Source organism: Brevundimonas sp. UBA4553 (genome assembly GCF_002387245.1).
Taxonomy (GTDB): domain Bacteria; phylum Pseudomonadota; class Alphaproteobacteria; order Caulobacterales; family Caulobacteraceae; genus Brevundimonas.
Genome location: NZ_DGLD01000006.1, coordinates 101,331 through 125,131, shown reverse-complemented (window position 1 = coordinate 125,131; position 23,801 = coordinate 101,331). Strand labels below are relative to the sequence as shown.

The 23,801-nt window shown below is 65.9% G+C and carries 24 protein-coding genes; 10 read left to right on the top strand and 14 right to left on the bottom strand.

Annotated features, from left to right (window positions below; translation table 11 throughout):
* Positions 1-38: 38 nt before the first annotated feature.
* Positions 39-713, bottom strand: a complete 675-nt coding sequence (locus B4A39_RS05440) for a DnaA ATPase domain-containing protein (RefSeq protein WP_292034146.1) — start codon at positions 711-713, stop codon at positions 39-41.
* Positions 714-887: 174 nt separating this feature from the next.
* Here B4A39_RS05440 and aspS point away from each other — a divergent pair, with 174 nt between their 5' ends.
* Complete coding sequence (gene aspS / locus B4A39_RS05435; protein WP_292034145.1) at positions 888-2,717, top strand: aspartate--tRNA ligase; 1,830 nt, start codon at positions 888-890, stop codon at positions 2,715-2,717.
* Between the two features lie 73 nt (positions 2,718-2,790).
* On the opposite strand, the gene B4A39_RS05430 is transcribed toward aspS, so the two are convergent.
* The 4 genes from B4A39_RS05430 to B4A39_RS05415 form a co-directional block, all read right to left on the bottom strand.
* The gene (locus B4A39_RS05430) at positions 2,791-3,690 is read right to left on the bottom strand and encodes a pentapeptide repeat-containing protein (protein ID WP_292034144.1); all 900 of its coding nucleotides are present in this window, start codon (positions 3,688-3,690) and stop codon (positions 2,791-2,793) included.
* A gap of 65 nt (positions 3,691-3,755) precedes the next feature.
* Complete coding sequence (locus tag B4A39_RS05425; protein ID WP_292034143.1) at positions 3,756-4,247, bottom strand: pentapeptide repeat-containing protein; 492 nt, start codon at positions 4,245-4,247, stop codon at positions 3,756-3,758.
* A 59-nt stretch (positions 4,248-4,306) separates the two neighbouring features.
* Positions 4,307-4,969 (bottom strand): hypothetical protein, encoded by a 663-nt coding sequence (locus B4A39_RS05420; protein ID WP_292034141.1) that lies wholly within the window; start codon positions 4,967-4,969, stop codon positions 4,307-4,309.
* 114 nt (positions 4,970-5,083) lie between these two features.
* On the bottom strand, positions 5,084-6,943 hold the full coding sequence (locus tag B4A39_RS05415) for a hypothetical protein (RefSeq protein ID WP_292034139.1): 1,860 nt from the start codon (positions 6,941-6,943) through the stop codon (positions 5,084-5,086).
* 218 nt (positions 6,944-7,161) lie between these two features.
* Between B4A39_RS05415 and B4A39_RS05410 the strand changes: the two genes are divergently transcribed.
* Both B4A39_RS05410 and B4A39_RS05405 read left to right on the top strand, forming a co-directional pair.
* A complete protein-coding gene (locus B4A39_RS05410) occupies positions 7,162-7,554 on the top strand; it encodes an NADH:ubiquinone oxidoreductase subunit NDUFA12 (RefSeq protein WP_292034137.1) in 393 nt (130 codons plus the stop codon).
* Positions 7,551-8,237 carry a DUF2155 domain-containing protein gene (locus B4A39_RS05405; RefSeq protein ID WP_292034135.1) on the top strand — a complete coding sequence of 229 codons (687 nt, stop codon included), beginning with the start codon at positions 7,551-7,553 and terminating at the stop codon, positions 8,235-8,237. Before B4A39_RS05410 ends, B4A39_RS05405 begins: the two co-directional genes overlap by 4 nt.
* Here the strand turns inward: B4A39_RS05405 and aat are convergent.
* Genes aat through aroQ form a run of 4 tightly spaced genes read right to left on the bottom strand, consistent with a single transcriptional unit; the run spans position 8,204 to position 11,246 of the window.
* Positions 8,204-8,899 carry a leucyl/phenylalanyl-tRNA--protein transferase gene (aat, locus tag B4A39_RS05400; RefSeq protein WP_292034133.1) on the bottom strand — a complete coding sequence of 232 codons (696 nt, stop codon included), beginning with the start codon at positions 8,897-8,899 and terminating at the stop codon, positions 8,204-8,206. The genes B4A39_RS05405 and aat overlap by 34 nt on opposite strands.
* Positions 8,900-8,905: 6 nt before the next feature.
* On the bottom strand, positions 8,906-10,258 hold the full coding sequence (gene accC / locus B4A39_RS05395; protein WP_292034131.1) for an acetyl-CoA carboxylase biotin carboxylase subunit: 1,353 nt from the start codon (positions 10,256-10,258) through the stop codon (positions 8,906-8,908).
* 8 nt (positions 10,259-10,266) lie between these two features.
* On the bottom strand, positions 10,267-10,758 hold the full coding sequence (gene accB, locus B4A39_RS05390; RefSeq protein WP_292034128.1) for an acetyl-CoA carboxylase biotin carboxyl carrier protein: 492 nt from the start codon (positions 10,756-10,758) through the stop codon (positions 10,267-10,269).
* Between the two features lie 14 nt (positions 10,759-10,772).
* On the bottom strand, positions 10,773-11,246 hold the full coding sequence (gene aroQ, locus B4A39_RS05385) for a type II 3-dehydroquinate dehydratase (RefSeq protein ID WP_292034126.1): 474 nt from the start codon (positions 11,244-11,246) through the stop codon (positions 10,773-10,775).
* 239 nt (positions 11,247-11,485) lie between these two features.
* Between aroQ and thiS the strand changes: the two genes are divergently transcribed.
* The 3 genes from thiS (at position 11,486) to B4A39_RS05370 (ending at position 14,297) form a co-directional block, all read left to right on the top strand.
* Positions 11,486-11,683 carry a sulfur carrier protein ThiS gene (gene thiS, locus B4A39_RS05380; RefSeq protein WP_207826766.1) on the top strand — a complete coding sequence of 66 codons (198 nt, stop codon included), beginning with the start codon at positions 11,486-11,488 and terminating at the stop codon, positions 11,681-11,683.
* A gap of 58 nt (positions 11,684-11,741) precedes the next feature.
* A complete protein-coding gene (locus B4A39_RS05375; RefSeq protein ID WP_292034120.1) occupies positions 11,742-12,530 on the top strand; it encodes a thiazole synthase in 789 nt (262 codons plus the stop codon).
* Between the two features lie 72 nt (positions 12,531-12,602).
* On the top strand, positions 12,603-14,297 hold the full coding sequence (locus tag B4A39_RS05370) for a tetratricopeptide repeat protein (RefSeq protein WP_292034117.1): 1,695 nt from the start codon (positions 12,603-12,605) through the stop codon (positions 14,295-14,297).
* On the opposite strand, the gene B4A39_RS05365 is transcribed toward B4A39_RS05370, so the two are convergent.
* Genes B4A39_RS05365 through B4A39_RS05355 form a run of 3 tightly spaced genes read right to left on the bottom strand, consistent with a single transcriptional unit; the run spans position 14,294 to position 19,270 of the window.
* Positions 14,294-15,097: a thioredoxin domain-containing protein gene (locus B4A39_RS05365; protein WP_292034115.1), complete on the bottom strand. Its 804-nt coding sequence runs from the start codon at positions 15,095-15,097 to the stop codon at positions 14,294-14,296. The genes B4A39_RS05370 and B4A39_RS05365 overlap by 4 nt on opposite strands.
* Before the next feature lie 30 nt (positions 15,098-15,127).
* Complete coding sequence (locus B4A39_RS05360) at positions 15,128-16,552, bottom strand: M48 family metalloprotease (protein ID WP_292034113.1); 1,425 nt, start codon at positions 16,550-16,552, stop codon at positions 15,128-15,130.
* A 54-nt stretch (positions 16,553-16,606) separates the two neighbouring features.
* Entirely contained in the window at positions 16,607-19,270 is a 2,664-nt protein-coding gene (locus B4A39_RS05355) for an Rne/Rng family ribonuclease (RefSeq protein WP_292034111.1), read from the bottom strand.
* Positions 19,271-19,780: 510 nt separating this feature from the next.
* Between B4A39_RS05355 and B4A39_RS05350 the strand changes: the two genes are divergently transcribed.
* Positions 19,781-20,944 carry an N-acetylmuramoyl-L-alanine amidase family protein gene (locus tag B4A39_RS05350; protein WP_292034109.1) on the top strand — a complete coding sequence of 388 codons (1,164 nt, stop codon included), beginning with the start codon at positions 19,781-19,783 and terminating at the stop codon, positions 20,942-20,944.
* A 1-nt stretch (position 20,945) separates the two neighbouring features.
* Here the strand turns inward: B4A39_RS05350 and B4A39_RS05345 are convergent, their stop codons facing one another.
* A complete protein-coding gene (locus tag B4A39_RS05345; protein ID WP_292034108.1) occupies positions 20,946-21,590 on the bottom strand; it encodes a uracil-DNA glycosylase in 645 nt (214 codons plus the stop codon).
* Positions 21,587-22,168, bottom strand: coding sequence for an NYN domain-containing protein (locus B4A39_RS05340; RefSeq protein WP_292034106.1), 582 nt, complete (start codon positions 22,166-22,168; stop codon positions 21,587-21,589). Before B4A39_RS05340 ends, B4A39_RS05345 begins: the two co-directional genes overlap by 4 nt.
* Before the next feature lie 30 nt (positions 22,169-22,198).
* Here B4A39_RS05340 and folK point away from each other — a divergent pair, with 30 nt between their 5' ends.
* The 3 genes from folK (at position 22,199) to rpoZ (ending at position 23,670) form a co-directional block, all read left to right on the top strand.
* Positions 22,199-22,738, top strand: coding sequence for a 2-amino-4-hydroxy-6-hydroxymethyldihydropteridine diphosphokinase (gene folK, locus B4A39_RS05335; RefSeq protein ID WP_292034104.1), 540 nt, complete (start codon positions 22,199-22,201; stop codon positions 22,736-22,738).
* 53 nt (positions 22,739-22,791) lie between these two features.
* Complete coding sequence (locus B4A39_RS05330; protein WP_292034102.1) at positions 22,792-23,217, top strand: cupin domain-containing protein; 426 nt, start codon at positions 22,792-22,794, stop codon at positions 23,215-23,217.
* Between the two features lie 93 nt (positions 23,218-23,310).
* Positions 23,311-23,670, top strand: a complete 360-nt coding sequence (gene rpoZ / locus B4A39_RS05325) for a DNA-directed RNA polymerase subunit omega (RefSeq protein ID WP_292034101.1) — start codon at positions 23,311-23,313, stop codon at positions 23,668-23,670.
* Positions 23,671-23,801 lie beyond the last annotated feature (131 nt).

Here is a 23,801-nt window from a genome sequence, read left to right as displayed (position 1 = left end):
CGCGGGCCTGTGACGGCTGCAACCGCGATATGACCTTATCAGTCAGACAGTTCGTCGCTGTCGCCCAGAACCTGTCGGGCCAGAACGCGGGTGACCGGACGGTGGCAGGCATCCAGCCGGTCGACGATGTGCTCGACAGCGTCGGCCGAGCGGTCGATGCGACGGGCCAGATAGTCGATGACCTCGTCGCCCGGCGTGATGTTGCGGGTGGCGAACGCGCGTTTGAGCATGGCGCCCAGAACGGCGTCGTCCGGCGCATCTAGACACACAGTGCGAATGGCGTTGAGGCGCGAGCGCAGGTCGGGCAGTTCGCAGGCCCAGGCGCCCGGCGGATCGCGCGACACCAGCAGCAGGGCGCCTCCTCCCGACTGGGTCAGGTTGATCAGATGGAACAGGCTTTCGTCATCAGCGTCCTGGGCTCGGTCCAGCAGGACCATCTGGCCTTCGAGTTCGCGTGGATCGACCAAGGCGGCCTCCGCCCCGTGAAGGGCGATGGCGCCGGTCCGCTCGACCCAGGCGGCGGCCAGGTGACTCTTGCCGCTGCCGGACGGGCCGAAGATCGACAGGACGGATCCTGCCATTTCAGGCCATGTCGACAGCACTGAAGCGGCCGCCGAATTGGATTCGGACACCACGAAATCCGCCGCGCTTTGCGGCGCTTCCTGTCGCAGGGGCAATCTCAGTTGCAGCGTGTCGGAACCGGGGGCGGTCATGAGCAAACCATAGCAGAGGCCATTCAGCGCGCTGTGAACAGGTTCCGGGCGACGGTGGACAACCGTGCGGCGCTGTGGATTTAGCCGCCAGCCTTGACTTTCCGGGGCGATGATGGGCCTTTCGCCCCTCCTAATTCACGCTGTTCCGCAGCCGTTTTCAGACGATATCCGATCATGCACGCCTATCGCACCCACACTTGCGGCGCCCTCCGTTCGACGGATGCGGGCGCGAATGTTCGTCTGTCCGGCTGGGTTCACCGCAAACGCGACCACGGCGGTCTGCTGTTCATCGACCTGCGCGACCACTATGGCCTGACCCAGTTGGTGCTGCACCCCGAGACGCCCGGCTTTGACGCCGTCGAGCGCCTGCGCGCTGAAAGCGTCATCAAGATCGACGGCGAAGTGGTCAGCCGCTCGGCCGAAACCACCAACGCCAACCTGCCCACCGGCGAGATCGAAGTGCGTGTCCTGTCGGTCGAAGTCCTGTCGGAAGCTGCGGAACTGCCCCTGCCGGTCTTCGGCGAGCCGGAGTACCCGGAAGAGATCCGTCTCAAGAACCGCTTCCTCGACCTGCGTCGCGAGACCCTGCACAAGAACATCGTCCTGCGCTCCAAGGTGATCCACTCGATCCGTCAGCGCATGGTCGAGCAGGGCTTCCTTGAATACCAGACTCCGATCCTGACCGCCTCGTCTCCGGAAGGCGCGCGCGACTTCCTGGTGCCGTCGCGTATGCACCCGGGCAAGTTCTACGCCCTGCCGCAGGCTCCGCAGCAGTTCAAGCAACTGCTGATGGTCTCGGGCTTCGACCGCTACTTCCAGATCGCGCCTTGCTTCCGCGACGAAGACCTGCGCGCCGACCGTTCGCTGGAATTCTATCAGCTCGACGTCGAGATGAGCTTCGTGACGCAGGAAGACGTCTTCGCCGCCATTGAGCCGCTGATGAACGGCGTCTTCAACGAGTTCGGCGAGGGCAAGCCTGTGTCGCCGATCGACGGCGTCCACACCTTCACGAACGATTTCGGCGACACGTTCGAGCACAAGGGCTTCGAGCGTCTCACCTTCGCGCAGTCGATGAAGTGGTATGGCTCGGACAAGCCGGACCTGCGGAACCCGATCAAGATGCAGGACGTGTCCGATCACTTCCGCAATGGCGGCTTCGGCCTGTTCGCCAAGATCCTTGGCGCTGATGAAAAGAACGCCGTCTGGGCCATTCCGGCGCCGACCGGCGGTTCTCGCGCCTTCTGCGATCGCATGAATTCCTGGGCGCAGGGCGAGGGCCAGCCGGGCCTTGGCTACATCTTCTGGTCAGACGATCAGCAGGCCTGGGGCGGTCCTATCGCCAAGAACCTGGGACAGGAGCCCACCGAGGCCCTGATGACCTCCCTTGGTCTGGGCAAGGGCGACGCCGCTTTCTTCACCGCCGGTCTGCCGTCGGTCTTCGCCAAGTTCGCCGGCCTGGCCCGCACCCGCGTCGGTACCGAGCTGAAGCTGGTCGACGAAGAGCAGTTCAAATTCTGCTGGATCGTCGACTTCCCGATGTTCGAATGGTCGGAAGAAGAAAAGAAGGTCGATTTCAGCCACAACCCGTTCTCGATGCCGCAAGGCGGTCTGGAGGCTCTGGAGACCCAGGATCCGCTGACCATCCGCGCCTATCAGTATGACATCGTCTGCAACGGCTATGAGCTGTGCTCCGGCGCAATCCGGAACCACAAGGCCGAGATCATGCTCAAGGCCTTCGAGATCGCAGGCTACGACGCCGCGGTGGTTGAGGAGCAGTTCGGCGGCATGCTGAACGCCTTCCGCTTCGGCGCCCCGCCGCACGGCGGTCTGGCTCCCGGCATCGACCGCATCGTCATGCTGCTGGCCAACCAGACGGCTATTCGTGAAGTCATCGCCTTCCCGCTGAACCAACAGGGCCAGGACTTGCTGATGAGCGCACCGGCCGAGGCTGCCGACAAGCAGTTGAAGGAACTTTCGATCCGCACGGCCCTGCCGCTCAAATAGGCGGCGCAGCGACTTTGAATTGGATAGGGGCGGCCTTTGCGGGCCGCCCCATTCTTTTGTCTCGTGATGGGCCTTAGCGCCCGGAAGCGACGACCAGGTTGCGCTGACGCGGCGGGACGGGCGGCGCAGGAGGGGCCGGGGGCGTTCGGATGACACGGATGCCGCCCCCGCAGGACCGCACGGTCAGGCCGCTAGGCAGCCGGGTTGCGCCGTCGCCGCAGGCGTCATGCACCTGATCCTGCGTAAGGCCGCGCGCGCCCGACAGGTCGGCCCCGCGAATATCGGTCCGGTTCATCGAAGCGCCTGAGAAGTTGGCGCGATCGAAGCTGCTGCCGGTCAGGCGGGCGCTGTCCAGCGAGGCGTTGCGGAAGGATGCGTTGTCAAATACGCCGTTGGAGAGGTTTGATGCGTTGACCTCGGCGTTCGAGAAGTCTGCGCCAAGGGCGCGAACATTGGCCAGGGTGGCGCCGAACATTTCGCTGCTGTTGAACTTGGTGCGCGTAAGGACGGCGCGGTTGAAGTTCGCGCCGTTCAACTCTGCAGACGACAGGTTGGCGTCCTGGAAGTTGGTCCCGATCAGGTTCGCGCCGGTGGCTTCCGCGCCAGTCAGGTTGGCGCTGGTGAACACGGCATTGGTGAAGTTCGCCCCGAGCATTTCGACGCCACGCATATCCGCGCGGCTGAAGTCGCTGCCGGAGAAGTTCGAACCGAGCAACTCAGCGCCACGCAGGGTCGCGCCGACCAGGGTGGCGTTGGTGAAGCTGGCGCCCGTGAAGGTGGCGCCCGACAGATCACGACCGGACAACTCGCAGCGGTTGCAACTGCCGCCCAGGGAGACCATGCGGGCGACGTCGCGATCCTGCATTTGAGACAGGCTCACCACGCCTGCAAAAGCTGGGGCGGCGACCAGCACCCCGGACATGGCTGCGGCTGCTGGAGCAAGGCGACGGAGGAGGGCGAGCGGGCGTTTCATCACGCTACCTAGATGCGCCCATCGCCCGCATAACCCTACTTAAATCGCGGTAACGAAGGCGCCCGTCAGCAGGCCGGAATGCGCAAGCCAGACGGCAAGACAGTGGCGTCGTCGCCGCAGGCCTGGTTGAGCTGGCTCTGCGTCAGGCCTACGGCCCTCGCCAGTTGTGCGCCGGACAGGTTGGTCCCGTTCAGCCTGGCGCCCGACAGCGTTGCGCCGTCCAGATAGGCTCCGACGAAGCTGGCGTTGCTGAGATCGGCGCCAGCAAAGTTCGAACTCGAGAAGACCGCGCCGTAAGCCTCCACGTCGCGCATGTCGGCGCGAGAGAAACGGGTGCGGTTCATGACCGTCAGGCTGAGATCGGCCTGACGCAGGCGGGCTCCGGCCAGGTTGAGGCCGCGCACCTCCATGCCCGAGAAGTCACCCTGGAACAGGTTGCAGCCGGGGCAGCTGGCGCCGCGGCGTACCTGACTGATCTGCGAGGCGTTCTGGGCGACCGCCGGCATGGCCGTCGCGGCGACCAGAGAGACGACAAGTGCTATAGCGAGACGGTTCATGCATAGGCTCCGGGCTTTGCATCAGCCAAGCAAGAAACAGGCCGAGAGGCGGCGAGGGGTCAGCCCTGCATCTGCGGGGATGCGCCGCATGTGTCGCAGATCCAGCCGCCGCCGCGATTTTGCAGGGAGAAGTCGCCGCATTCTGGACAAGCGACGGCTTCCGTCGGGGGCGCGCTGCTGGAGCTGGCCGGCTTCCTGCCGAACGGGACGACCACCAGGTTGTCGGGCGCCGCGCCGCGAGCGAACCCCTTGGAAATAAAGCGTGCTGCAGGCACAGGTTCGGCGTCCTCGACGACGCCAAGACCATCGGGGTTCAGCCCTTCCGGCTCGGCGTTGGCCAGTTCCTGGCGTTCCAGATAGGAAACCCCAAGCTCGCGGAAGATGTAGTCAAGGATCGAGGTCGCCGAGCGGATCGAATCATTGCCTGTGACGCGCCCGGCCGGCTCGAAGCGGGTGAAGACGAAGGCGTCGACGAACTCGTCCAGCGGCACGCCGTATTGCAGACCGATCGAGATCGCGATGGCGAAGTTGTTCATCAGGCTGCGGAAGGCGGCGCCTTCCTTGTGCATGTCGATGAAAATCTCGCCTAGTTCGCCGTCTTCGTATTCGCCGGTGTGGATGTAGACCTTGTGGCCCCCAACGGCCGCCTTCTGGATATAGCCCTTGCGACGATCCGGCAGTTTACGGCGCATACGGTCGCGCTCGACGACTTTCTCGACCACGCGTTCGACCGGTTTGATCTCCGGCTCGATGCGACGTTGAGACGGGACGTCGGCTTCAGGCAGATCCAGGCGGAAATCGGCGGGCGGCGTGGCGCGGCGTAAGACGACGGCGCGTCACCCCTCCCGGGCGGCTTCACCAAGAGCGCGCGCCGCTTGCAGCGGGCCCGCGCGCCAGTCGATCAGGTCAGGAGACACATCCGGCACGTCGCTGAACGGCTCGATGGCGCGGCGCATCTGGGCCTCCAAATCGCCTGCATCGGCGGACAGGAGGCTACGCAAGGCTTCGGGTGCAGCCTCCCATTCCGACAGGTTGGGGCGACCGAAAGCGGCAGTGCGCGCCGCCTCAATGGCGGCGTCATCGAAGCCCAGGCGGGGCAGCAGGTCGGCGCCATTCGCGACCGACAATCCCAGAACGTCACCGATGAAGCCGGCGTCCAGCACGGGCGGGGCGAAGACGGCAGACAAAAGCTCTGTCTGGCTCAAGGCGGCTTCGATGGCCTCAAGCTCGAGATCGGTGAAGCCCAGGTCGCGCAAAGCCGAATGGTTGACGCCTGGCGCGCCCACGAGGGTCCGGCGGCCGAACAAATGACGCTCGGCGTCCTCGACGTCGCCGCCGGCGCGGGCGATTGTGCGGGCCAAGGAAGGGCGTAGGCGACGCTGCGTCTCGCCGTCATCCGTCTGGAAGACGTCGGTGGCGTCAAAGGGCGAGGCGCCGAGCTTTAGAGCCAACTCGGCGTCATGTACGAACAGGTTGATGGCGGCGTGGCGGCGACCGCAGCCTTTCAAGCCGTCGATGCCCTGATTGCGCTGGACGGCGGCGTCCACGACTTCGTCCCTGACGGCCTCCCACTCGGCGCAGGGGCCAAGAAGGGACGCAAGTTCAACGGAAGTAGCATTGGCGGCGGCCGAAACCCGAGCGCCGACTGAAGCGGCGAGAATGACCGGGTCTGCGCCGTTTGCGGCGACCGCCCAGTCAGCCAGCCCGGACAAGCCGAGGGCGATGGGGCGTGCAGCATCGCGTCGGGGGGCGTCGCCGGCGATGGCGATCTCGATCTCCAGGGCGACGACCCACAGTCGTGTCAGATCTTCCAGAGCCTCACCGAAGGCCTCGCCCGTGAAGATGTTCAGGGCGGGCAGGTACAGGCTGACGCGTGCCTCAAGGGGGGCGTCGGACAGGGCCTCGGCGTCTCGGGGTGAAAAGGTCAGGGCCAGGTCGGCTTCCAGAGCGGCCGCGGCCACGGCGGCGGCTTCGGGGCCCCCCGAAGCGATGCGGTCGCGTGAGGTCAGGACGGACACAGGGCTGCGCCGGGCGGGGGCGGGAGGGGCGATGATCGGGATTTCGCCCTCGATCGCGCGAATGATGTCGGCGTCGCTGGCGCCGCAGCGGCGGGCGATATTGGCGGCGCGGGCCAGAGCGGGATTGGCGGACGGATCGGCGCAGGCGTCGCGCGGGCCTTCGCACCGATCCACGGCCTCGGCCACGCTCCTGAGCGCAGCGGACAGGGCCTCGGCGGCCTGGGCTCCCAGACGTTCGCCACGACAGGCGGCGGTCAAGTCCGCCAACCGCAGCGCGGCCCCGGGTTCATGGAGAGACAGGCCGGCTGATGCAGTTGCGGCAAGGGTCTCGCCGGGCGCGGCCAAGCCTAACAGCAGCGACGCCGACAGTTCGTCGGTGAAGGACTTGGCGTCGTCGGCGCTGTCGAACAGGCCGTGCTCCCGGCCCCAGGCGCCAAGACGATACGCCCAGCGATCAACGGCGCCCCCAAGGAGGGAGGCGGGATCGCCGTTCAACGCGGCGACGTCTTGCGGCAGGTCGGTTGGAAGGCGCTCGACCCAGTCCAACCAGGCTTCGACGCGCGCATCGGACCAGTCAGCGGGCGCCAACGTCGGCGTCATGACGCCAGGGCGTTCAATCAGTCGAGGCTCGACCGCCACGGTGGCGGCTAAGGGGGCGAAACGGGGCTTGATGCGCATCAGACGTCTCCGCGCGTGTCCTGACTTCGACATTAACGATGGCGCGCAAAGGGGTTCAATAAATCTTGGGCCTGAGGAGCGGGTTACCCCCAAGATGTTGATGCTGGGTCGCGCTCCGCTGTGTCTGTCCCGGACTGGACGCGGGCCGCTCCGGTTTCTATGATCGGGCCGCGTCGCCGGACCTCCCTGAGCGACGGGATACAAGTGAGTACGACGACGTGCTGAGCAAGATCTTCACCTGGTGGAACGGCGCCACGATTGGCACCCTGTTCACGGTCGGCAAACGCGGCCAACTGGTCGGTACGGACGAGTTCGGCAACCGCTATTACCAGTCGCGCGACAACGTCAGCTATGACGGCCGCAAGCGCCGCTGGGTCATCTATGATGGCTACGCCGAGGCGTCGAAGGTTCCGCCGGAATGGCAGGGCTGGCTGCGCTACACCTATGACGAGACCCCCGTCGAAAGGCCGTTGCCGCGTCGCGCTTGGGAAAAGGATCATCTGCCCAACCTGACGGGCACGCCGATGGCGTGGCGTCCGCAGGGCTCTCTGGCCAACGAGGGCAAGCGCCCCGCCGCCACCGGCGACTACCAGGCGTGGAGCCCGGAATGACCCCGCGCCGCCTCCTGCTGATCGGCGTGGCCGCGGCGGGGCTGGCGGTTTCGGGAGCGGGCGTCGCCGACGCCTTGCTGGATCTGCCGCAAGACGCCGTTCCGGTTCAGGATCCTGTGGGCGATCTGCTGCGGGACACGAATCGCGCGCCGTTGCAGGGATCGCAATCCACGCCTCCTGCTTCGACCGCCCCAGTTCAGAACGTGTCGCCTCCGACGGATCCGACCGCCGCGCCAGGCACTCCTGTCGTCGTGGTGACGCCCGAAGCTGAGATCGCAGCCGTTCAGGAAGACGTCCCGCCCGAAGCCGAGATCGAGGCGCCGAAACCGGCGGCGGAAACGGTCGCCACGCCCGGTCGCCGCCAACGACGCCCTACGGCCATTATCCAGGCCATCGACAAGGTTACGGCTGAATCCATGCGGTTCGAAGTCGAGGTCGGCGGCCGTCCGGTGCGATTCAACAAGACCCTGATCTTCAGCGTCCGCGCCTGCGAGATTTCAGCCTCAGACGAGCAGACCGAAGACGCGATCGCCTATCTGGAAGTGGGTGTTCAACCGCGCGGGATCGCCGTGCCGACCGAGGCTAGGCAGATATTCAAGGGCTGGATGTTCGCCTCATCGCCAGGCGTCAGCGGTCTGCAACACCCGATTTACGACGCCTGGGTGGTCGGCTGTAAGGCATAGATCACGGCTTCCGCACCCGTCAGGGGCGCGGTGAGGGCTGACTTGTCCGGCGTCAGGCGCAGGGCGGGCTTGAGCAGCCGCAGGTAGGCCGCTTGTGGAGTCTCGACTGCGCCGAACTGGCTGAGGTGGTCGGTCAGGAACTGGGCGTCCAGAAGACTCCAGCCGCCTTTTCGAAGTCGCGCGACCAGATGCACCAGGGCGACCTTTGACGCATCGCGGGCGCGACTGAACATGCTCTCGCCGAAGAAGGCGCCGCCCAGCGTCACGCCGTACAGGCCGCCGACCAGAACCTCGTCCTGCCAGCACTCCAGGCTGTGAGCGTGCCCACGTGCGTGCAGTTCCAGATAGAGGCGGCGGATTGGATCATTGATCCAGGTGTCCTCGCGCCCAGGCATTGAGGCGGCGCAGGCATCGAGAACTGCGACGAAGGCCGTGTCGGCCCTCACCTGAAACGGCTCGCCCCGAACAGTGCGTCGCAGGCGCGTCGGAATGTGAAAGCGATTGAGGGGGACGACGCCCCGCTGGTCCGGTTCGACCAGAAAGACTCGCGGATCGTCGCGCGCCTCGGCCATCGGAAACACGCCCCGAGCGTAGCAGGCCAGCAACTCCTCGGGCCCGAAGACGCTTGAGGGGCTGCTGGCGCTGAACTCGGGTTCGTCCAAGACGCGTTAGGCCTTGGCCTTCTGGGCGGCCGCCCACTTCTCCAGCCAGTGGATGTCGTAGTCGCCCGACAGGATGTCCGGCTCCTGCAACAGCTTCTGGAACAGGGGGATGGTGGTGTCGACGCCGCCGATGACCATTTCGCCCAGGCTGCGCTTGAGTCGGGCCAGGGCCTCCTCACGGTCGCGACCGTGCACGATCAGCTTGCCGATCAGGCTGTCATAGTAGGGTGGGATGGAATAGCCGGCGTAGATGGCGCTATCCAGACGCACGCCCAGGCCGCCTGGGGCGTGGAAGTCCGTGATCGTGCCGGGCGACGGGGTGAAGGTCTCGGCGTTCTCGGCGTTGATACGCACCTCGATGGCGTGGCCTTCGAAATGGATGTCGTCCTGGGTGAAGGACAGCGGCAGGCCGGCGGCGATGCGGACCTGTTCACGGACCAGATCGACGCCGGTGATCATTTCCGTGACCGGGTGTTCGACCTGAAGGCGGGTGTTCATCTCGATGAAGAAGAACTCGCCATCTTCCCACAGGAACTCGATGGTGCCGACGCCAAGATAACCGATGGCGGCGATGGCCTTGTTGACCGTCTCGCCGATCTTCTTGCGGCCCTCTGCCGACAGGGCGGGCGAGGGGGCCTCTTCCAGCACCTTCTGGTGGCGGCGTTGCAGCGAGCAGTCGCGTTCACCCAGGTGGACCACGTTGCCGTGGCTGTCGGCGATGACCTGGATCTCGATGTGGCGCGGCTTCTGGAGGTAGCGCTCCATATAGACGGCGCCGTTGCCGAAGGCGGCCTTGGCCTCGGTCTGGGCCGTCTGCACGGCTTCGACCAGATCGTCGGCGGTCAGGGCGACCTTCATGCCGCGACCGCCGCCGCCGGCGGCGGCCTTGACGATCAGCGGGAAGCCGATGGTCTTGGACGCCTCGATGGCGGCCTCAACGGTTTCGACCTCGCCGTCAGAGCCGGGGACGACGGGGATGCCCGCGTCCATGACCGTCTTCTTGGCGGTGATCTTGTCGCCCATGACCCGAATATGCTCGGGCTTGGGACCGATGAAGGTCAGGCCGTGGGCCTCGATGATCTCGGCGAAGCGAGCGTTTTCCGACAGGAAGCCATAGCCCGGGTGGATCGCCTGAGCGCCGGTGATTTCCGCCGCTGCGATGATCTGCGGGATGTTCAGGTAGGACTTGGCCGCCGGGGCCGGGCCGATGCAAACGCTTTCGTCGGCCAGCCGCACCCACATGGCGCCGCGGTCGGCTTCGGAGTGCACGGCGACGGTGGAGATGCCCATCTCCTTGCACGCCCGGTGGATGCGCAGGGCGATTTCGCCGCGGTTGGCGATCAGGACCTTGGTGAACATATCAGGTCTCAGGCTTCCAGCAGGACCAGGGCTTCGCCGAACTCGACCGGCTGGGCGTCGCCGACCAGGATTTCCGACACGACGCCGTCACGCGGGGCCTGGATCGGGTTCATGGTCTTCATGGCCTCGACGATCAGCAGGGTCTGACCCTTCTTGACCTTGTCGCCCGGCTTCACGAACTGCGGGGCTTCCGGCGAGGGTTGCAGATAGGCGGTGCCGACCATCGGGGACTTCACTTCTTCGCCCTTGCGCGAAACGAGAGCGGCAGGGTCCGACGGCATCGAGGCCGGTGCGGCGGCGGCCGGCGCTGCGTGGGCGATCGGCGCGGCGGCGTACTGGATCGGCGCGGCGGCCGTCACGGTCACTTCACGGGCGACGCGGATGCGCAGTTCGCCGCGCTCGACCTCGATCTCGGTCAGGTCGGTCTCGTTCAGGATGTCAGCCAGGCTGCGGATCAGGCCGGCGTCGATGCCTTCGTTCTTGTGCTTGTCGTCGGACATGGTTCTGTCTCTCTTCAGGTCTTGGGCGAACGAGCCCCGGCCGCAGCGCGTTCCCGCGCCAGCCGAAGGGCGGCCTTGACGGCCAGTTCGTAGCTGTGGGGGCCGAAGCCCGAAATGACGCCGGTCGCAACCAGCGAAACATAGGAATGACGCCGGAAATCCTCGCGCGCGGCGGGGTTCGACAGATGACATTCGACGACGGGGACGCTGAGCGTTTTCAACGCATCCAGCAGGGCCACGGAGGTATGGGTGAAGGCGGCGGGGTTGATCACCAGGGCGCTGGCTTCCTCGCGCGCCTCATGGATCCAGTCGACCAACTGGCCTTCGTGGTTTGACTGGCGGAACACCACGTGCGCGCCCTCGGCCGCCGCTTCGCACATCGCCTGGACGTCGGCCAGGGTCTCGTAGCCATAGATGTCCGGCTCCCGAACCCCCAAAAGGTTCAGGTTAGGCCCGTTCAGGACATACAGGGTGAGGGTTTCGGGCATTCGCTCGCAAAACAGGCGCGCCGTGTCCGCGCGGAATCGAGCGCGCGTTGTAGCTCAGGTGTGGCGCGCCGCAAAGCGGGTGGATGAAAAGGTTGACGCTGGGGCAGTCGAGGGGCGTGGAAGCGTGCTTGGAGATGCGCTACGGACGCCGCGATTTGATGTCCTGAGCCGAACCTTTCATTGTTCGAGCCATTCGATGGAGGGTCGGCCTCCGCGTGTACCCCTTTGGAGCGAACAGCTTGCGTATCGAAGTCAACGGCGAGGGGCGGGACACCGCCGCTACGACCATTCTGGGTCTGGTTCAGGAGTTGTCCCTGGACCCGAAGAAGGTGGCGGTCGAGCGCAATCTGGAGATCGTGCCGCGCTCCCTGCACGGCGAGACGGCGCTGGCTGAGGGCGACCGGATCGAACTGGTGCAGTTCGTGGGCGGCGGCTGACCCATCAAATCCCGTGACGCCGCTTCCCCCGGACGACCGGCGGCGCTAGGTCAGGAACATGACCGATACCGCCCCCCGCACCGACAGCTGGACCGTCGCCGGCCGCACCTTCAACTCGCGCCTGATCGTGGGCACCGGCAAGTACCGGGACTATGCCCAGAACGCCGCGGCGGCCGAGGCCTCTGGCGCCGAAATCGTCACCGTGGCCGTGCGTCGGGTAAACCTGACCGATCCGAACCAGCCGGTGCTGACGGACTTCATTGACCCGAAGAAATATACCTACCTGCCCAATACGGCGGGCTGCTTCACCGGCGAGGACGCGGTGCGGACCCTGCGTCTGGCGCGCGAGGCGGGTGGTTGGACCCTGGTCAAGCTGGAAGTCCTGTCGGACCAGCGCACCCTGTTTCCCGATATGGAAGAAACCCTGCGGTCGCTGAAGTTGCTGACCGCCGAGGGCTTCGAGGTCATGGTCTATTGCACCGACGACCCGGTTTATGCGCGCAAGCTGGAGGACGCGGGCGCCGTGGCCATCATGCCGCTGGGCGCGCCGATCGGCTCGGGGTTGGGCGTTCAGAACCCCATCAACATTCGTCTGATCGTCGAGCAGTCCAAGGTGCCGGTCCTGGTCGACGCGGGCGTCGGCACGGCTTCGGACGCCGCGATCGCGATGGAGCTGGGCTGCGACGGCGTGTTGATGAACACAGCCATCGCCGAGGCGCGTGACCCGATCCTGATGGCCAGCGCCATGAAGCACGCCGTCATCGCCGGGCGAGAATCCTATCTGGCCGGACGGATGAAGAAGCGCCTCTACGCCGATCCGTCGTCGCCGCTGGCGGGTCTGATCTAGGGCGCGACTCCAGGGCCGCTTGCCGGTGCGCGAGCGGCGGCGCACTCTCGATCCAACTCTGGGGAGAGGAAAATGCGTTTTGGATTGATGGCCTGCTCGGCCTTGGCTGCCTGTCTGATCGGACCGATGGCGGTCGCTGACGCGACGGCGGACAAGGCGGTGCGCGACATGCTGGATCAGCCGCAGGTCTGCGGCCCTGGCGGTTCGGCCATCGAGGCTGTGCCGACCAGCGATATCGTCATGGTCGAGGGCTTCGGAACCGGCGGCTTCAAGATCGACACGGTTAACCCCGAGGCCCAGGCCTGGTTCGATCACGGCGTGCGCTTGCGTTGGGCGTTTGAACACACCGAGTCCGTGCGCGCCTTCCGCAAGGCGCGGGCGCTGGATCCGTCGTGCGGCATGTGCGCCTGGGGCGAGGCCTGGGCCATCGGTCCCAACCTGAACGGCGGCGGTCAGGACGAGGCCTCGATCGCGGCCGCCCGAGAAGCCGCGCGCGACGCTCGTCGTCTGGCCCGAGACGCCACGCCGGTCCAGCGTCAGATGATCGACGCCCTGATCCAGCGCTACTCTGGCGAGGAAGATAGCCGCGCCGACCGCTTCGCCAAGCGCATGGATCGCATCGCGCGGCAGAACCCCGACGACGTCGCCATCGCCAATATCACCGCTGACGCCTGGCTGCTGGCCGCCGACGAATGGTGGGATGACGAGGGGAAGGCGGCTGATCTGGCCATCCCGCGCGCCATGGGTCTGCTGGAACAGGCGCTGGCCAAGGACCCCGACGATCCGGGCGCGATCCACCTCTATATCCACCTGACCGAGTGGTCGGATGACCCGCACAAGGCCATCCCCTACGGCGAGAAACTGGCCTTGCTGGCTCCCGCGGCCAGCCATCTGGTGCACATGCCGTCGCACACCTATTACCGCGTCGGCCGTTATCGCGATGCGATGATGTCGAATGTCAACGCCGTGGCGCTGGACCGACGCTATGACGCCCTGGCCAAGCCGCCGGGCGGGGTGCCGGCGATGCGGCTGCACGCGCACAACATCCATTTCGGCATGGGCGGCGCCCTGATGGCCGGAGGCGGCGAGGAAGGGTTGAAGCTCGCCGAATGGTTTCTGGCCACCTATCCGAACATCGGGGCTCACGAGTACTGGCGTCAGATCGTCGCCAACAACGCCTACGCTCTTTATGGGCGTTTCGGCGCGCCCGAACAGGTGGCTGCGCTTAAGGAGCCGCCGGCGACCCACCCCTTGCTGCGCATCAGTTGGCGCTACGCCCGTGGCGAAGCGGCGGCGAGGGCGGGTGACGCCGTGGCTGTTCGCGCCGAGGCTGACGCTATCAGGGCCTTGCGCGAAGCCACGCCCTTCACCGGCCCAATGGCCGAGCAGCGGGCGGTCTTCACCGAGTTGTCCCAGCGCATTCTGGAAGGCCGAGCGGCCATGATCGAGGGCAATGCGCCCGCAGCAGTGGCCGCTTTCACCCGCGCCGCAGAGATTCAGGCCATGGATGATGAGGGCGGCGACCCGCCGATCATCTGGTATCCGACGCGCCGCAGCCTGGCCGCGGCGATGCTGGCCAACGGCGACGCCGCCGGGGCCAAGGCCAAGGTTGAGGAATTGCTCAAAGACTGGCCCAGCGATCCCTACAGCTACTTCGTCCTGGCCGAGGCTGAGCGGCAGCTTGGCGACACGGACGCCGCCGCCGAAGCGACCCAACGCGGAAACATCGAGTGGATCGGCGGCGAACGGACGCTGGCGGCCGCCTAGCGCTTGGCGGCTTCGATCATCTTGGCGACTTCGCCCGGCTCGATGCTGGCGCTGGCCTTGCCGTTGATGAAGAAAGTCGGGGTGCCTTGCAGGCCGAGGGTCGCGGCGACCGTGTGGATGTCGGTGACGTGGCGGGTCATCTCGGGCGATGCGATCGCGGCCTGCGCCTTGGTCATGTCCACACCGTGGGCGACCAGGATGCCGTCGATCGCGGCGCGGTCCAGAGCACGCTCGTTCATCAGGGCGTCGTAGACTTCAAGATACTTGCCTTGCTGATGCGCGGCCAAGGCGGCGCGGGCGGCATATTGCGAAGTGACGTCGTCGCCCCGGTCCAGGATCGGCCAGTCCTTGAAGACGAAGCGGACCTCGGGGTGGGCGGCCATCAGGGCGCGGTAGTCGTGAGCCACAGCCTTGCAGCCCGGGCAGCGGAAGTCGAAGAATTCGATCACCGTCACCTTGGCGTCGGCGGGACCGAAGCTGGGGTCGCGCGCGTCATGCGCCAGTAGGGAAGGGTTGGCCTTGACGGCGGCGTTGATGGTCTGGACGCGGGACTGTTCCTCGTTCGCCTGACGGGCCGCCAGAACCTCGTCCAGCACCTGCGGGTTCGCGACCAGATAGGCCCGCACCCGTCCGCCGAAATCGCCGCCAGTCAGATAGGGAACTGCGGACAAGCCCAGCGCCAGAACCGAAACCGCCAAGGCTGCACCGGCTAGGGTCTTGCCGGACAGCGACGACAGGATGCTGCCTTTCGGGGCGGGCGTAGGGCTATTGGGGGCGTCTGGGCGTGCGTCGTCGGTCATGCAGGTCTCGGTGTCGGGAAGGTGGGCGCGTCAGCTGTTGGGCAGGATGACGCCGCGGTTGCTGCGCTGTTCGTTGCGGCGCTCGGCGTCCGTGATGTCTTTTTCGGAGGCGCCGGACGACAGGACAATGTCGGTGGCGCGGCGCCATTCAATGGAGTTGCGATCCAGCATGTCACGTGCGCGCATGGCGAACTGGTTGGCCTGTTCGGTGCGGCCTAGGGCGAACCAGTATTCGGCCGAAGCAAGCCGTGCCTCGCCTTCCTTACCCTGGCTCGCATAGGCCTGGGACAGAAGACGCCACGCCAGGCTGTTGTCTTTCTCCAGCGCTATGGCGCGTTTCAGCTGGTCGATGGCGGCGTCCAGATTGGCGATGTCGTTGGTCTCGATCAGGGCGTGGGCCAGGTTGATGCGCAACAGCGGCGCATCAGGCTTCAGATCGACCGCCTTCTGATGGGCCCCGATGGCCTCGGCCGGCCGGCCTTCCTCGAAGAGAATCTGACCCTTCAGCTCCCAGAAATAGGGATTGGCCGGCTGTTCCGTCAGCAGGGCGTCGACGGCGTCGAGGGCCTTGTCCGTCTGGCCGTCGCGATACCAGGCGATGGCGCGGGCGTAGCGGGCGGGAAGGGAGGTATCCGACGACGGATAGTCCCGCAGCGTGGCATTGGGCGAATCCATGAACGAGCGGATCTTGGCGATCACCAAGGCGTGCTGGGCCATCCGCTCGGGGCTGTCCCGATGTCCGTAGTGTGCAGCGGCCTCGACCGGCCGGCGCAGGGCCTCGATGCGTTGGGACGACAGGGGGTGGCTGCGGAAATAGGGATAGCGGCGCTGATCCGAGAAGACTTCCTGAGCCCGGAAGTTCTCGAAGAACTCGACCATGCCCTTGCCGGATTCCCCAGCGCGTTCCAGGGCGCGGGCGCCGGTGATGTCGGCTTCGCCCTCCTGACTCTGCATGTAGCGTAGCGCGCCGAGGGTGCCGAAGTATTGGCTGGAAGCCAGCAGGGCGGCGCCCGCATCGGGCGCACCGGCGATGGCGGCCAGGGCGCCCAGGGCCATGGTCATGATCATGGGCTGCATGCCGGCGTTCTGGGCGCCGTCGCGCAACGTGTGGCGGTTCTTGATATGGCCCGCCTCGTGGGCGATCACGCCCAAAAGCTGGTTCGGAGACTTGGTCTGCAGGATCAGACCGGTGTTCAACCCCATGATTCGCCCGCGTGTGGCGAAGGCGTTGAGGTCATTGTCGTTGATCAGCAGGATCTCGACCTCTGCCGGATCAAGCCCCATGGCGTCCAGCACCGGCTCGGACCACTCATGAATGATGCCTTCGACCTCGGTGTCGCGAATGAGGCTCTGGGCCGAGGCTGATCCTGCCGCCGCCAGCACCGCCACGACAGCCGTGGCGGAAACGAGGATGCGGGTTGCAACACGGGTTGCGACACGGGGAAGCCTGGTCATGACGTACTCCAGAGCGACAGTCTCCCCCGTGTCTTCAAGCCTAATCGTGTCCGATCAACGGCGCCACCAGCCGCGTTTGGGCTTCGCGGGCGGGGCGCCGATCTGGTTGGGATCTTCGGCGATGATCGCGGCCACGTCGACTTCAGGCGTGGGCGCCGGCGTCACGACGGCTAGGACCACCGCGTCCGCCTCGAGCGCCTGCTCAATGGCGGCCTCGATCTTGGCGGCCACCACGGGTTCCACATCCAGCTCTGCAGGGATGACCACAGGGACGATTTCGACCTTGGCTTCCGCCTCGACCGGCGTTTCGACGACCGCCTCGCCGGCGACGTCGGCGCTGGCCTTGCGTCGCACGCGGCGACGTTTGGGCGCTTCAACGATCTCGGCCACGACTTCCGGCGCGTCGACGACATCATCTTCAACCACGATCACAGTGGCGATCGGCGTGTCCGGCGAGCCGACGGGCGGCAGGCCTTCATTCACGGCGCGGTCCTCGACCTTGGCGTCGTGCGGCAGGCCGCCACGATCGCGGCCGCGGCCGCGGCCGCGACGACGACGCGAACGCCCGCCTTCGCGTTCGGCGCGCTCGCCCTCAGAACGTTCGCCGGCCACTTCCTCAGTCTCGCGGGCCTCCGACGCTTCGACCGGCGTGCGTTCGGCGCGCGGAGCGGGGTTGATCGGGTCGAACCAGACATAGGGATCGTCCAGCGACGGCGTGCGGCCACGCACCCAGGTGAAGGCGTCGCGATCGCCGTCCTCGCGCATCCGGCGACCGCCACGACGGCCGCGACGGCGGCGACGACCGGCCTCGCTGTCGTCTTCTTCGTCGTCGGCGGCGACCACTTCGGTCGATCCCGTCTCGTCCGAGCCTTCCTCGTCACGGCGACCGCCACGACGGCGGCGGCGGCGTCCGCGCCCGCGCCCTTCACCGTCATGCGATTCCGAACGCTCGCGCGGCTCGTCGTCGTCGCTGTCTTCACGGTCCAGATCGGCGTCGTCATCGTCATCGCTGGCGATGACCTCGTCGTCCTCGTCTTCGTCCTCGTGGTCAAACGCGCTGTCGTCGAAGCCGTCGTCCAACTCCGCGGCCGAGATGTGGGTGACGACCGGCACGAAGTCTTCGTTGGTCGAGGTGCGCTCGATGGCGTGTTCACCCTGGGCCAGGCTGTCGTCGATCTGGATGACGACGTTCAGGCCGCGTTGGTCCAGCAGGCGCTGCAGATAGCTGCGCTTGTGGTTCAGAATATAGAGGGCGACGGCGGTCGAGACGCGCAGGTTGATCGAACCGGCGCCGTTGCGGCCCGCCTCGATGTCCACGGCGCGCAGGGTAGTCAGGGCCGCCGATTCCGCCGAGCGGATGCGACCAGCGCCCTGGCAGCAGGCGCAGACCTCGGTGGCGCCTTCAATCACGCCCAGGCGGCGGCGCTGGCGGCTGATCTCCATCAGGCCGAAACCCGAGATGCGGCCCATCTGGATACGCGCGCGATCCTTGGCCAGAGCGTCCTTCAGCGCCTTCTCGACGGCGCGGTTGTTCTTGCCTTCATCCATGTCGATGAAGTCGATGACGATCAGGCCGGCGAGGTCGCGCAGGCGCAACTGGCGGGCGGCCTCGACGGCAGCTTCCAGGTTGGTCTTGGTGGCGGTGGCCTCGACGTTGCGCTCCTTGGTGGAGCGACCCGAGTTCACATCGATGGCCACCAGGGCCTCAGTCTGGTTGATCACCAGATAGCCGCCCGACTTCAGCGGCACGACCGGCTGGTGAATCTGGGTCAGAACCTCTTCGATGCCGTTGGCGGCGAACAGGGGCTTGGAGCCCTGATAGAGATGAATCTTCTTGGCCTGCGACGGCATCAGCACGCGCATAAAGTCGCGGGCTTCCTTGAAGCCTTCCAGCCCCTCGACCTGGATACCGTCGAAGTCCTTGTCGTACATGTCGCGAACGGCGCGGCGGACCAGGTTCTCTTCTTCGTAGATGACGGCGGGGGCGTTCGACTTCAGCGTCGTCTCGCGGATCGTCTCCCACAGGCGCAGCAGATATTCGTAGTCGCGCTTGATCTCGGCCTTGGTGCGCTTGGCGCCGGCCGTGCGAATGATCAGGCCCATGCCCTTCGGCACCTTCAGCGCCGAGGCGGCGGCCTTCAGGCGGCGACGGTCCGAGGTGTTGGTGATCTTGCGCGAGATGCCGCCGCCCTTGCCTGTGTTGGGCATCAGGACGCAGTAGCGGCCAGCCAGCGACAGCCAGGTGGTCAGGGCCGCGCCCTTGGCGCCCCGCTCATCCTTGACGACCTGCACCAGCAGGATCTGGCGGCGCTTGATGACGTCCTGGATCTTGTAGCGACGCATCAGGCGGCGCTTCAGGCGCTCTTCGTCGGCCAGACCGCCCTCGGACTCGTCGTCGCCTTCACGGCCCAAATCGTCGTGATCGTCGTCGTCCGAGTTCGCTTCGGCCATGATGGCTTCGCGGTCGGCGACCGGGATCTGGTAATAGTCCGGGTGGATTTCGTTGAAGGCCAGGAAGCCGTGGCGATTGCCGCCGTACTCGATAAAGGCAGCCTGCAGGCTGGGCTCTACGCGCGTGACCTTGGCGAGATAGATGTTGCCGCGAAGCTGGCGGCGGGCCGTGGATTCGAAATCGAATTCCTCAACCTGACGTCCGTCCACGATGGCGACGCGGGTTTCTTCCGCGTGCGCCGCATCGATCAGCATTGTCTTTGACATTAAGGGTCTCTCTCTGGCGCGCCAGGCCGGGCCCTGCGGAAGTCTCCGCGGACAAGGGGGCGGCTCGCCGAATGGAAATGGGGGCCAGGGCGCGCGTCATCCCCTCGCGAATTGCGAGCGCGGCAATGGTCTGCCGTTCGGGAGCGCAGGCGGGTCGGCCCATGAGGTTCTGTCGGTCCTGGATCCGAACGCGCCGTTCAAAGGCCGCGTCCCGGACCCGTTCTTCGGACCGTCGGCCAGGCCGGGCGATCCTCGGAATGAGGTGAAAGTCAGCGTTGCGAGGAGGGCGCGCCTGACCCTGCGTCAAGATGCAGAGGGCGCGATCGTTCGCGAACGGATCACACCATAGGCCTAACTTGTAGAAAATAAAAGAACCGCGGCCGTTACATGGGTTAACGAAATCCTTAGCAGCTTTAGCCTTTACTGGTGGCGGAACCAGAAGGGTGAAGTCCGTCCATGTTCGGCCGGTGGCGTAACAGTCTGTCCCTTTGGGGCGTGCGTGAATGGATCATGACGGGCTTGTCCTTTGTCGTGGTTTGCGCCGTCGTGCTTACGGCTGGGCGGGGCCTGGCCTTCGGCCCGGACGGACAGATTTCCGGCATTCGCTTTGGCGGCGACGCCCAGCGGACACGGGTCGTCCTGGATATGGGCAAGAGCACGCGCGGCCAGGTGATCGAGGATGGCACGACCGGACGCGTTGTCGTGGCTCTGTCCGATGTGGCGCCAGGCAGGGGGCTGGACGGCGCAGGCTCGGGCCTCGTGCGGGGTTATGAGGTGTCCTCTGCGGGCACGTCGTCGCGGGTTCGTCTGGATCTGGCGCGCGGGGCGGAGATCGAGCGCCGCTTTCTGCTGCCGCCCGGCGACGGGGTGCAGCACTATCGCTATGTCATCGATCTGAAAGCCACCGGAGCGGCCGCCGTAGTCGCCGCCAGCACGCCGCCGCGTCGCGAGCAGGCGCGCCGTGAAAAGCCCCTGATCGTTATCGACGCCGGTCACGGCGGCCGCGATCCGGGCGCTCAAGGGCAACACGCTCAGGAAAAGACCGTCACCCTGGCCGCCGCACGCGAACTGAAGGCCGCGATCGAACGCACGGGCCGCTATCGAGTGCGCCTGACCCGTGACAGCGACGTCTATGTCATTCACGGCCGTCGGGTGCAGATAGCGCGTGACGCCGGGGCGGATCTGTTCATTTCACTGCACGCCGACGCCGGGACGGATCCGGCCTTGCGCGGCGCCAGCGTCTACACCCTATCGGAACAGGGTGCGGGCCGGGCTGTGCGCGAGTATACACGCGGCGATGACTGGCAGCGTGACCTTCGCCTGCCCGGGCGCGACGCCTCGGTCGACCGCATCCTTCTGGACATGACCCAGCGCGCCACCCAGAATCGTTCGGCCCAATTCGCGCGGGTGCTGCTGACCCACCTGGAAGGCGACAGCCATCCGTTGCTGCGACGCAGCCACCGCGACGCCGGACTGGCTGTCCTGTTGGCTCCTGACGTCCCGGCCATCCTGTTGGAAATGGGCTTCATCACGAATCCCGAGGACGAGCGGGTTCTGACCGACGAGAGAGCCCGTCGCCGCCTGATGCGCTCGGTGGCTGAGGGCATAGACCGCTATTTTCGCGAACCTTCGGCCCCTGTGATGGTGGCCGGCGAGGTCGCTGGCGGCGGTTGATCTAGTTTGCCAGCGCCGCCTTGGCGCGATGGAAGATGGCCTCGAACATCTCAGGCGTCAGGCGGCCGGTGTTCGTGTTCAGCCGCGAGCAGTGGTAGCTGTTGATGATCGTATAGCCTCCGACCTTGCCCTCGACGCCGTGGCCAGCAGGGATCGCCGTGCCAGGGTAGCCGAGCGTGCGCAGGATGCTGCGCCGGGACACGTCGCCCAGGGTCACGATCACCTGCAATCGGGGCAGGGCCGCCAGCCGGTCGATCAGGAAGGGGCGGCAGGTGTTCTCTTCCTCGCCTGTCGGCTTGTTCTGCGGCGGGGCGCAGCGCACGGCGTTGGTGATCATGCAGTCGACCAGTGTCAGGTCGTCGTGGCCGTCTGGGTGATATTCGCCCTTGGCGAAGCCGGTTTTCTTCAGCGTATCGTAAAGCAGCCAGCCGGCATGATCGCCCGTGAACGGGCGGCCGGTCCGGTTGGCGCCGGTCCGGCCTGGGGCAAGGCCCGCGATCAGCAGGCGGGCGTTCGGGTCGCCAAACGACGGAGCAGGGCCGTTCCACCAGTCGGGATTCTGGCGAATATTCTCCTGTCGATAGGCGACCAGCCGCGGACATAGTGGGCAGTCGCGCGCCGGTTCGGGGTTCAGGTCGGGGTTCATGCCCGGTCGCTCCGGTCCAAGGTGCGCGCGACACCCTGGTTCATTGCTGTCTTGGGCTTGCTGAAGTGTTCGGCGACATCGGCCAGGTCGATGAAGGTGTCGGCCTGACGGCGAAGTTCGTCGGCGATCTGTGGGGGCTGGCTGCGGGTGGTCGAAACCACTGTGACACGAACGCCCTTGCCCTGAACGGCTTCGACCAGTCTGCGGAAGTCGCCGTCGCCCGAGAACAGGACCATGTGGTCCAGCCGCGGGGCCAGTTCCATCATGTCGACCGCGATCTCCATGTCCATGTTGCCCTTGATGCGGCTATGGCCCTGGGCGTCAGTGAAGCGTTTCACTGGCTTCGTGACGACCGTGAAGCCATTGTAGTCGAGCCAATCCACCAACGGCCGAATGGGGGAGAACTCTTCGCCCTCGATCACCGCCGTGTAATAGTAGGCGCGCACCAGTTGACCCTTCTGGCCAAACCAGTCGGACAGCTTCCTGAAGTCGAGGTCGACATTGAGCGCGCGAGCCGACGAGTAGAGGTTGGCGCCGTCGATGAACAAGGCGATGCGGTCGCCCGTGTAGCCGGTCATGAATATGAGCTCGTGCAAATGGTCGAGAATATGAGCGTCCCGACAGACATCCCCGAAGGTGATCTCGATCTGGACGGTGCAGTCATCGTCGCGCTGGGCTGCAATGACAAGGGCGTGTGGGCGTCTTGTGAAGAGTCGTTGGAGGCCGCGCTGGCGCGCTTCCGGGCCGAGGGCATCGATATCCTGGCCCGGTCGTCCTGGTGGTCGTCAAAGGCCTGGCCCGATCCGACCGATCCTCCGTTCCTGAACGGCGTGGTCATCGTCAAGACCGAGCACGACCCGGGCGCCCTGATGGCCAAGCTGTCGCGCATGGAGGACGTCTTCGACCGCCGCCGCAGCGTTCGTAACGCGCCGCGCACGCTAGACCTGGATTTGATCGCCTATGGGCGGCTGAGTGGCGATCTTGACGGCTTGATCCTGCCCCACCCGCGAGCGGCCGAGCGCCTGTTCGTCATGGGACCGTTGGCCGAGATCGCGCCCACATGGCGACACCCCACGGTCCACAGCGCTGCGGCGACGCTGGCTGCCCAGGCCGTCGTGGGCGCAGACGCGCGACCGCTCACCCGTTGACGCTGCCCCTCGGGCCGCTAGGTTCGCTTGAAATGACACCGGGAGACAAAGTCATGTTTCTGCCTGCTCTGGCGCTGATCGCCGCGCTTCAAGCTTCCTCGGTTCCGGCTTCGCCGCCTGCCGGAACCGGCGTCGTGATCCGAGAGGCTGACACCATGGTGCGTCAGGTCCCGCCTCATAACGGTGAGGGCATGAGCACGGCCTATCGCATATCCGACGGGGTGCCGAACCGGGCGATGGAATTCCGTAAGCGCGTACTTCATCAGGGCGCGGCGATCGGTCTGCATCCAATCGCCCACGACGAGGTCTATTATGTCGTGAGCGGCGAGGGTGAGGTGACGTCGGACGGGGTGACGACGTCGATGCGCGCCGGCGACGCGGCCTATCTGTTCGACGGCAATGTCGTAGGCATCCGTCAGACCGGAGAGGTGGACCTGGTGCTGATCATCAGCTATCCGCTGGCTCAAAGGAAGAACTGAGGCGTTTTGCGCCGCATTCCGGCCTTCGCGGCGTTGCACAATCACGCCTAACCCTATATTTTGTGCGGTTCTCCCTGCCGCCAGAGGAATTTCATGGCCCGCGTCACTGTCGAAGATTGCATCGAGAAGGTGCCGAACCGCTTTGGTCTGGTTCTGCTGGCTGGCCACCGCGCCCGCAATATCGCCAACGGCGCTGCTCTGACCCTCGACCGTGACAACGACAAGAATCCTGTCGTCGCCCTGCGCGAACTGGCCGAGGACCGCGTGGTCCCGGAAGAGCTGCGCGAGAACATCATCACCACCCTGCAACGAGTGGATGAGCGCACGGAAGCCGAGGACGAAGCCGAAGTCGTGGCGCTGCTGGCCGAGCCGCAGCACATGAACATGGCCGAGGCTGAACTGATCCGGGCTCTGCAAAGCGACCGGGACGGCGGCCAGGAGGAACGCTACTGACGGCAGAGCCTGTCAACGGCGTTACCATATTTCCGGCGCGGCCCTTGGCGGACACGCCGACGAAGCCAGTCGTGAATCAAAAAGATCAGTCGGCGTCGCTCCCCACCGGGGCGACGCCGAAGTCGTCTGAA

What these genes read in the sequence shown, in the direction of transcription:
- B4A39_RS05365 (WP_292034115.1), bottom strand. Translation starts at nt 15,097, where the DNA reads ATGACCGACGACGCACGCCCAGACGCCCCCAATAGCCCTACGCCCGCC.
- accB (WP_292034128.1), bottom strand. Translation starts at nt 10,758, where the DNA reads ATGTCCGACGACAAGCACAAGAACGAAGGCATCGACGCCGGCCTGATC.
- B4A39_RS05345 (WP_292034108.1), bottom strand. Translation starts at nt 21,590, where the DNA reads ATGAACCCCGACCTGAACCCCGAACCGGCGCGCGACTGCCCACTATGT.
- B4A39_RS05360 (WP_292034113.1), bottom strand. Translation starts at nt 16,552, where the DNA reads ATGACCAGGCTTCCCCGTGTCGCAACCCGTGTTGCAACCCGCATCCTC.
- B4A39_RS05355 (WP_292034111.1), bottom strand. Translation starts at nt 19,270, where the DNA reads ATGTCAAAGACAATGCTGATCGATGCGGCGCACGCGGAAGAAACCCGC.
- rpoZ (WP_292034101.1), top strand. Translation starts at nt 23,311, where the DNA reads ATGGCCCGCGTCACTGTCGAAGATTGCATCGAGAAGGTGCCGAACCGC.
- B4A39_RS05350 (WP_292034109.1), top strand. Translation starts at nt 19,781, where the DNA reads ATGACGGGCTTGTCCTTTGTCGTGGTTTGCGCCGTCGTGCTTACGGCT.
- B4A39_RS05415 (WP_292034139.1), bottom strand. Translation starts at nt 6,943, where the DNA reads ATGCGCATCAAGCCCCGTTTCGCCCCCTTAGCCGCCACCGTGGCGGTC.
- B4A39_RS05340 (WP_292034106.1), bottom strand. Translation starts at nt 22,168, where the DNA reads ATGACCGGCTACACGGGCGACCGCATCGCCTTGTTCATCGACGGCGCC.
- B4A39_RS05430 (WP_292034144.1), bottom strand. Translation starts at nt 3,690, where the DNA reads ATGAAACGCCCGCTCGCCCTCCTCCGTCGCCTTGCTCCAGCAGCCGCA.
- B4A39_RS05375 (WP_292034120.1), top strand. Translation starts at nt 11,742, where the DNA reads ATGACCGATACCGCCCCCCGCACCGACAGCTGGACCGTCGCCGGCCGC.
- B4A39_RS05425 (WP_292034143.1), bottom strand. Translation starts at nt 4,247, where the DNA reads ATGAACCGTCTCGCTATAGCACTTGTCGTCTCTCTGGTCGCCGCGACG.
- folK (WP_292034104.1), top strand. Translation starts at nt 22,199, where the DNA reads ATGAGCGTCCCGACAGACATCCCCGAAGGTGATCTCGATCTGGACGGT.
- accC (WP_292034131.1), bottom strand. Translation starts at nt 10,258, where the DNA reads ATGTTCACCAAGGTCCTGATCGCCAACCGCGGCGAAATCGCCCTGCGC.
- B4A39_RS05330 (WP_292034102.1), top strand. Translation starts at nt 22,792, where the DNA reads ATGTTTCTGCCTGCTCTGGCGCTGATCGCCGCGCTTCAAGCTTCCTCG.
- aspS (WP_292034145.1), top strand. Translation starts at nt 888, where the DNA reads ATGCACGCCTATCGCACCCACACTTGCGGCGCCCTCCGTTCGACGGAT.
- B4A39_RS05370 (WP_292034117.1), top strand. Translation starts at nt 12,603, where the DNA reads ATGCGTTTTGGATTGATGGCCTGCTCGGCCTTGGCTGCCTGTCTGATC.
- aroQ (WP_292034126.1), bottom strand. Translation starts at nt 11,246, where the DNA reads ATGCCCGAAACCCTCACCCTGTATGTCCTGAACGGGCCTAACCTGAAC.
- B4A39_RS05405 (WP_292034135.1), top strand. Translation starts at nt 7,551, where the DNA reads ATGACCCCGCGCCGCCTCCTGCTGATCGGCGTGGCCGCGGCGGGGCTG.
- B4A39_RS05440 (WP_292034146.1), bottom strand. Translation starts at nt 713, where the DNA reads ATGACCGCCCCCGGTTCCGACACGCTGCAACTGAGATTGCCCCTGCGA.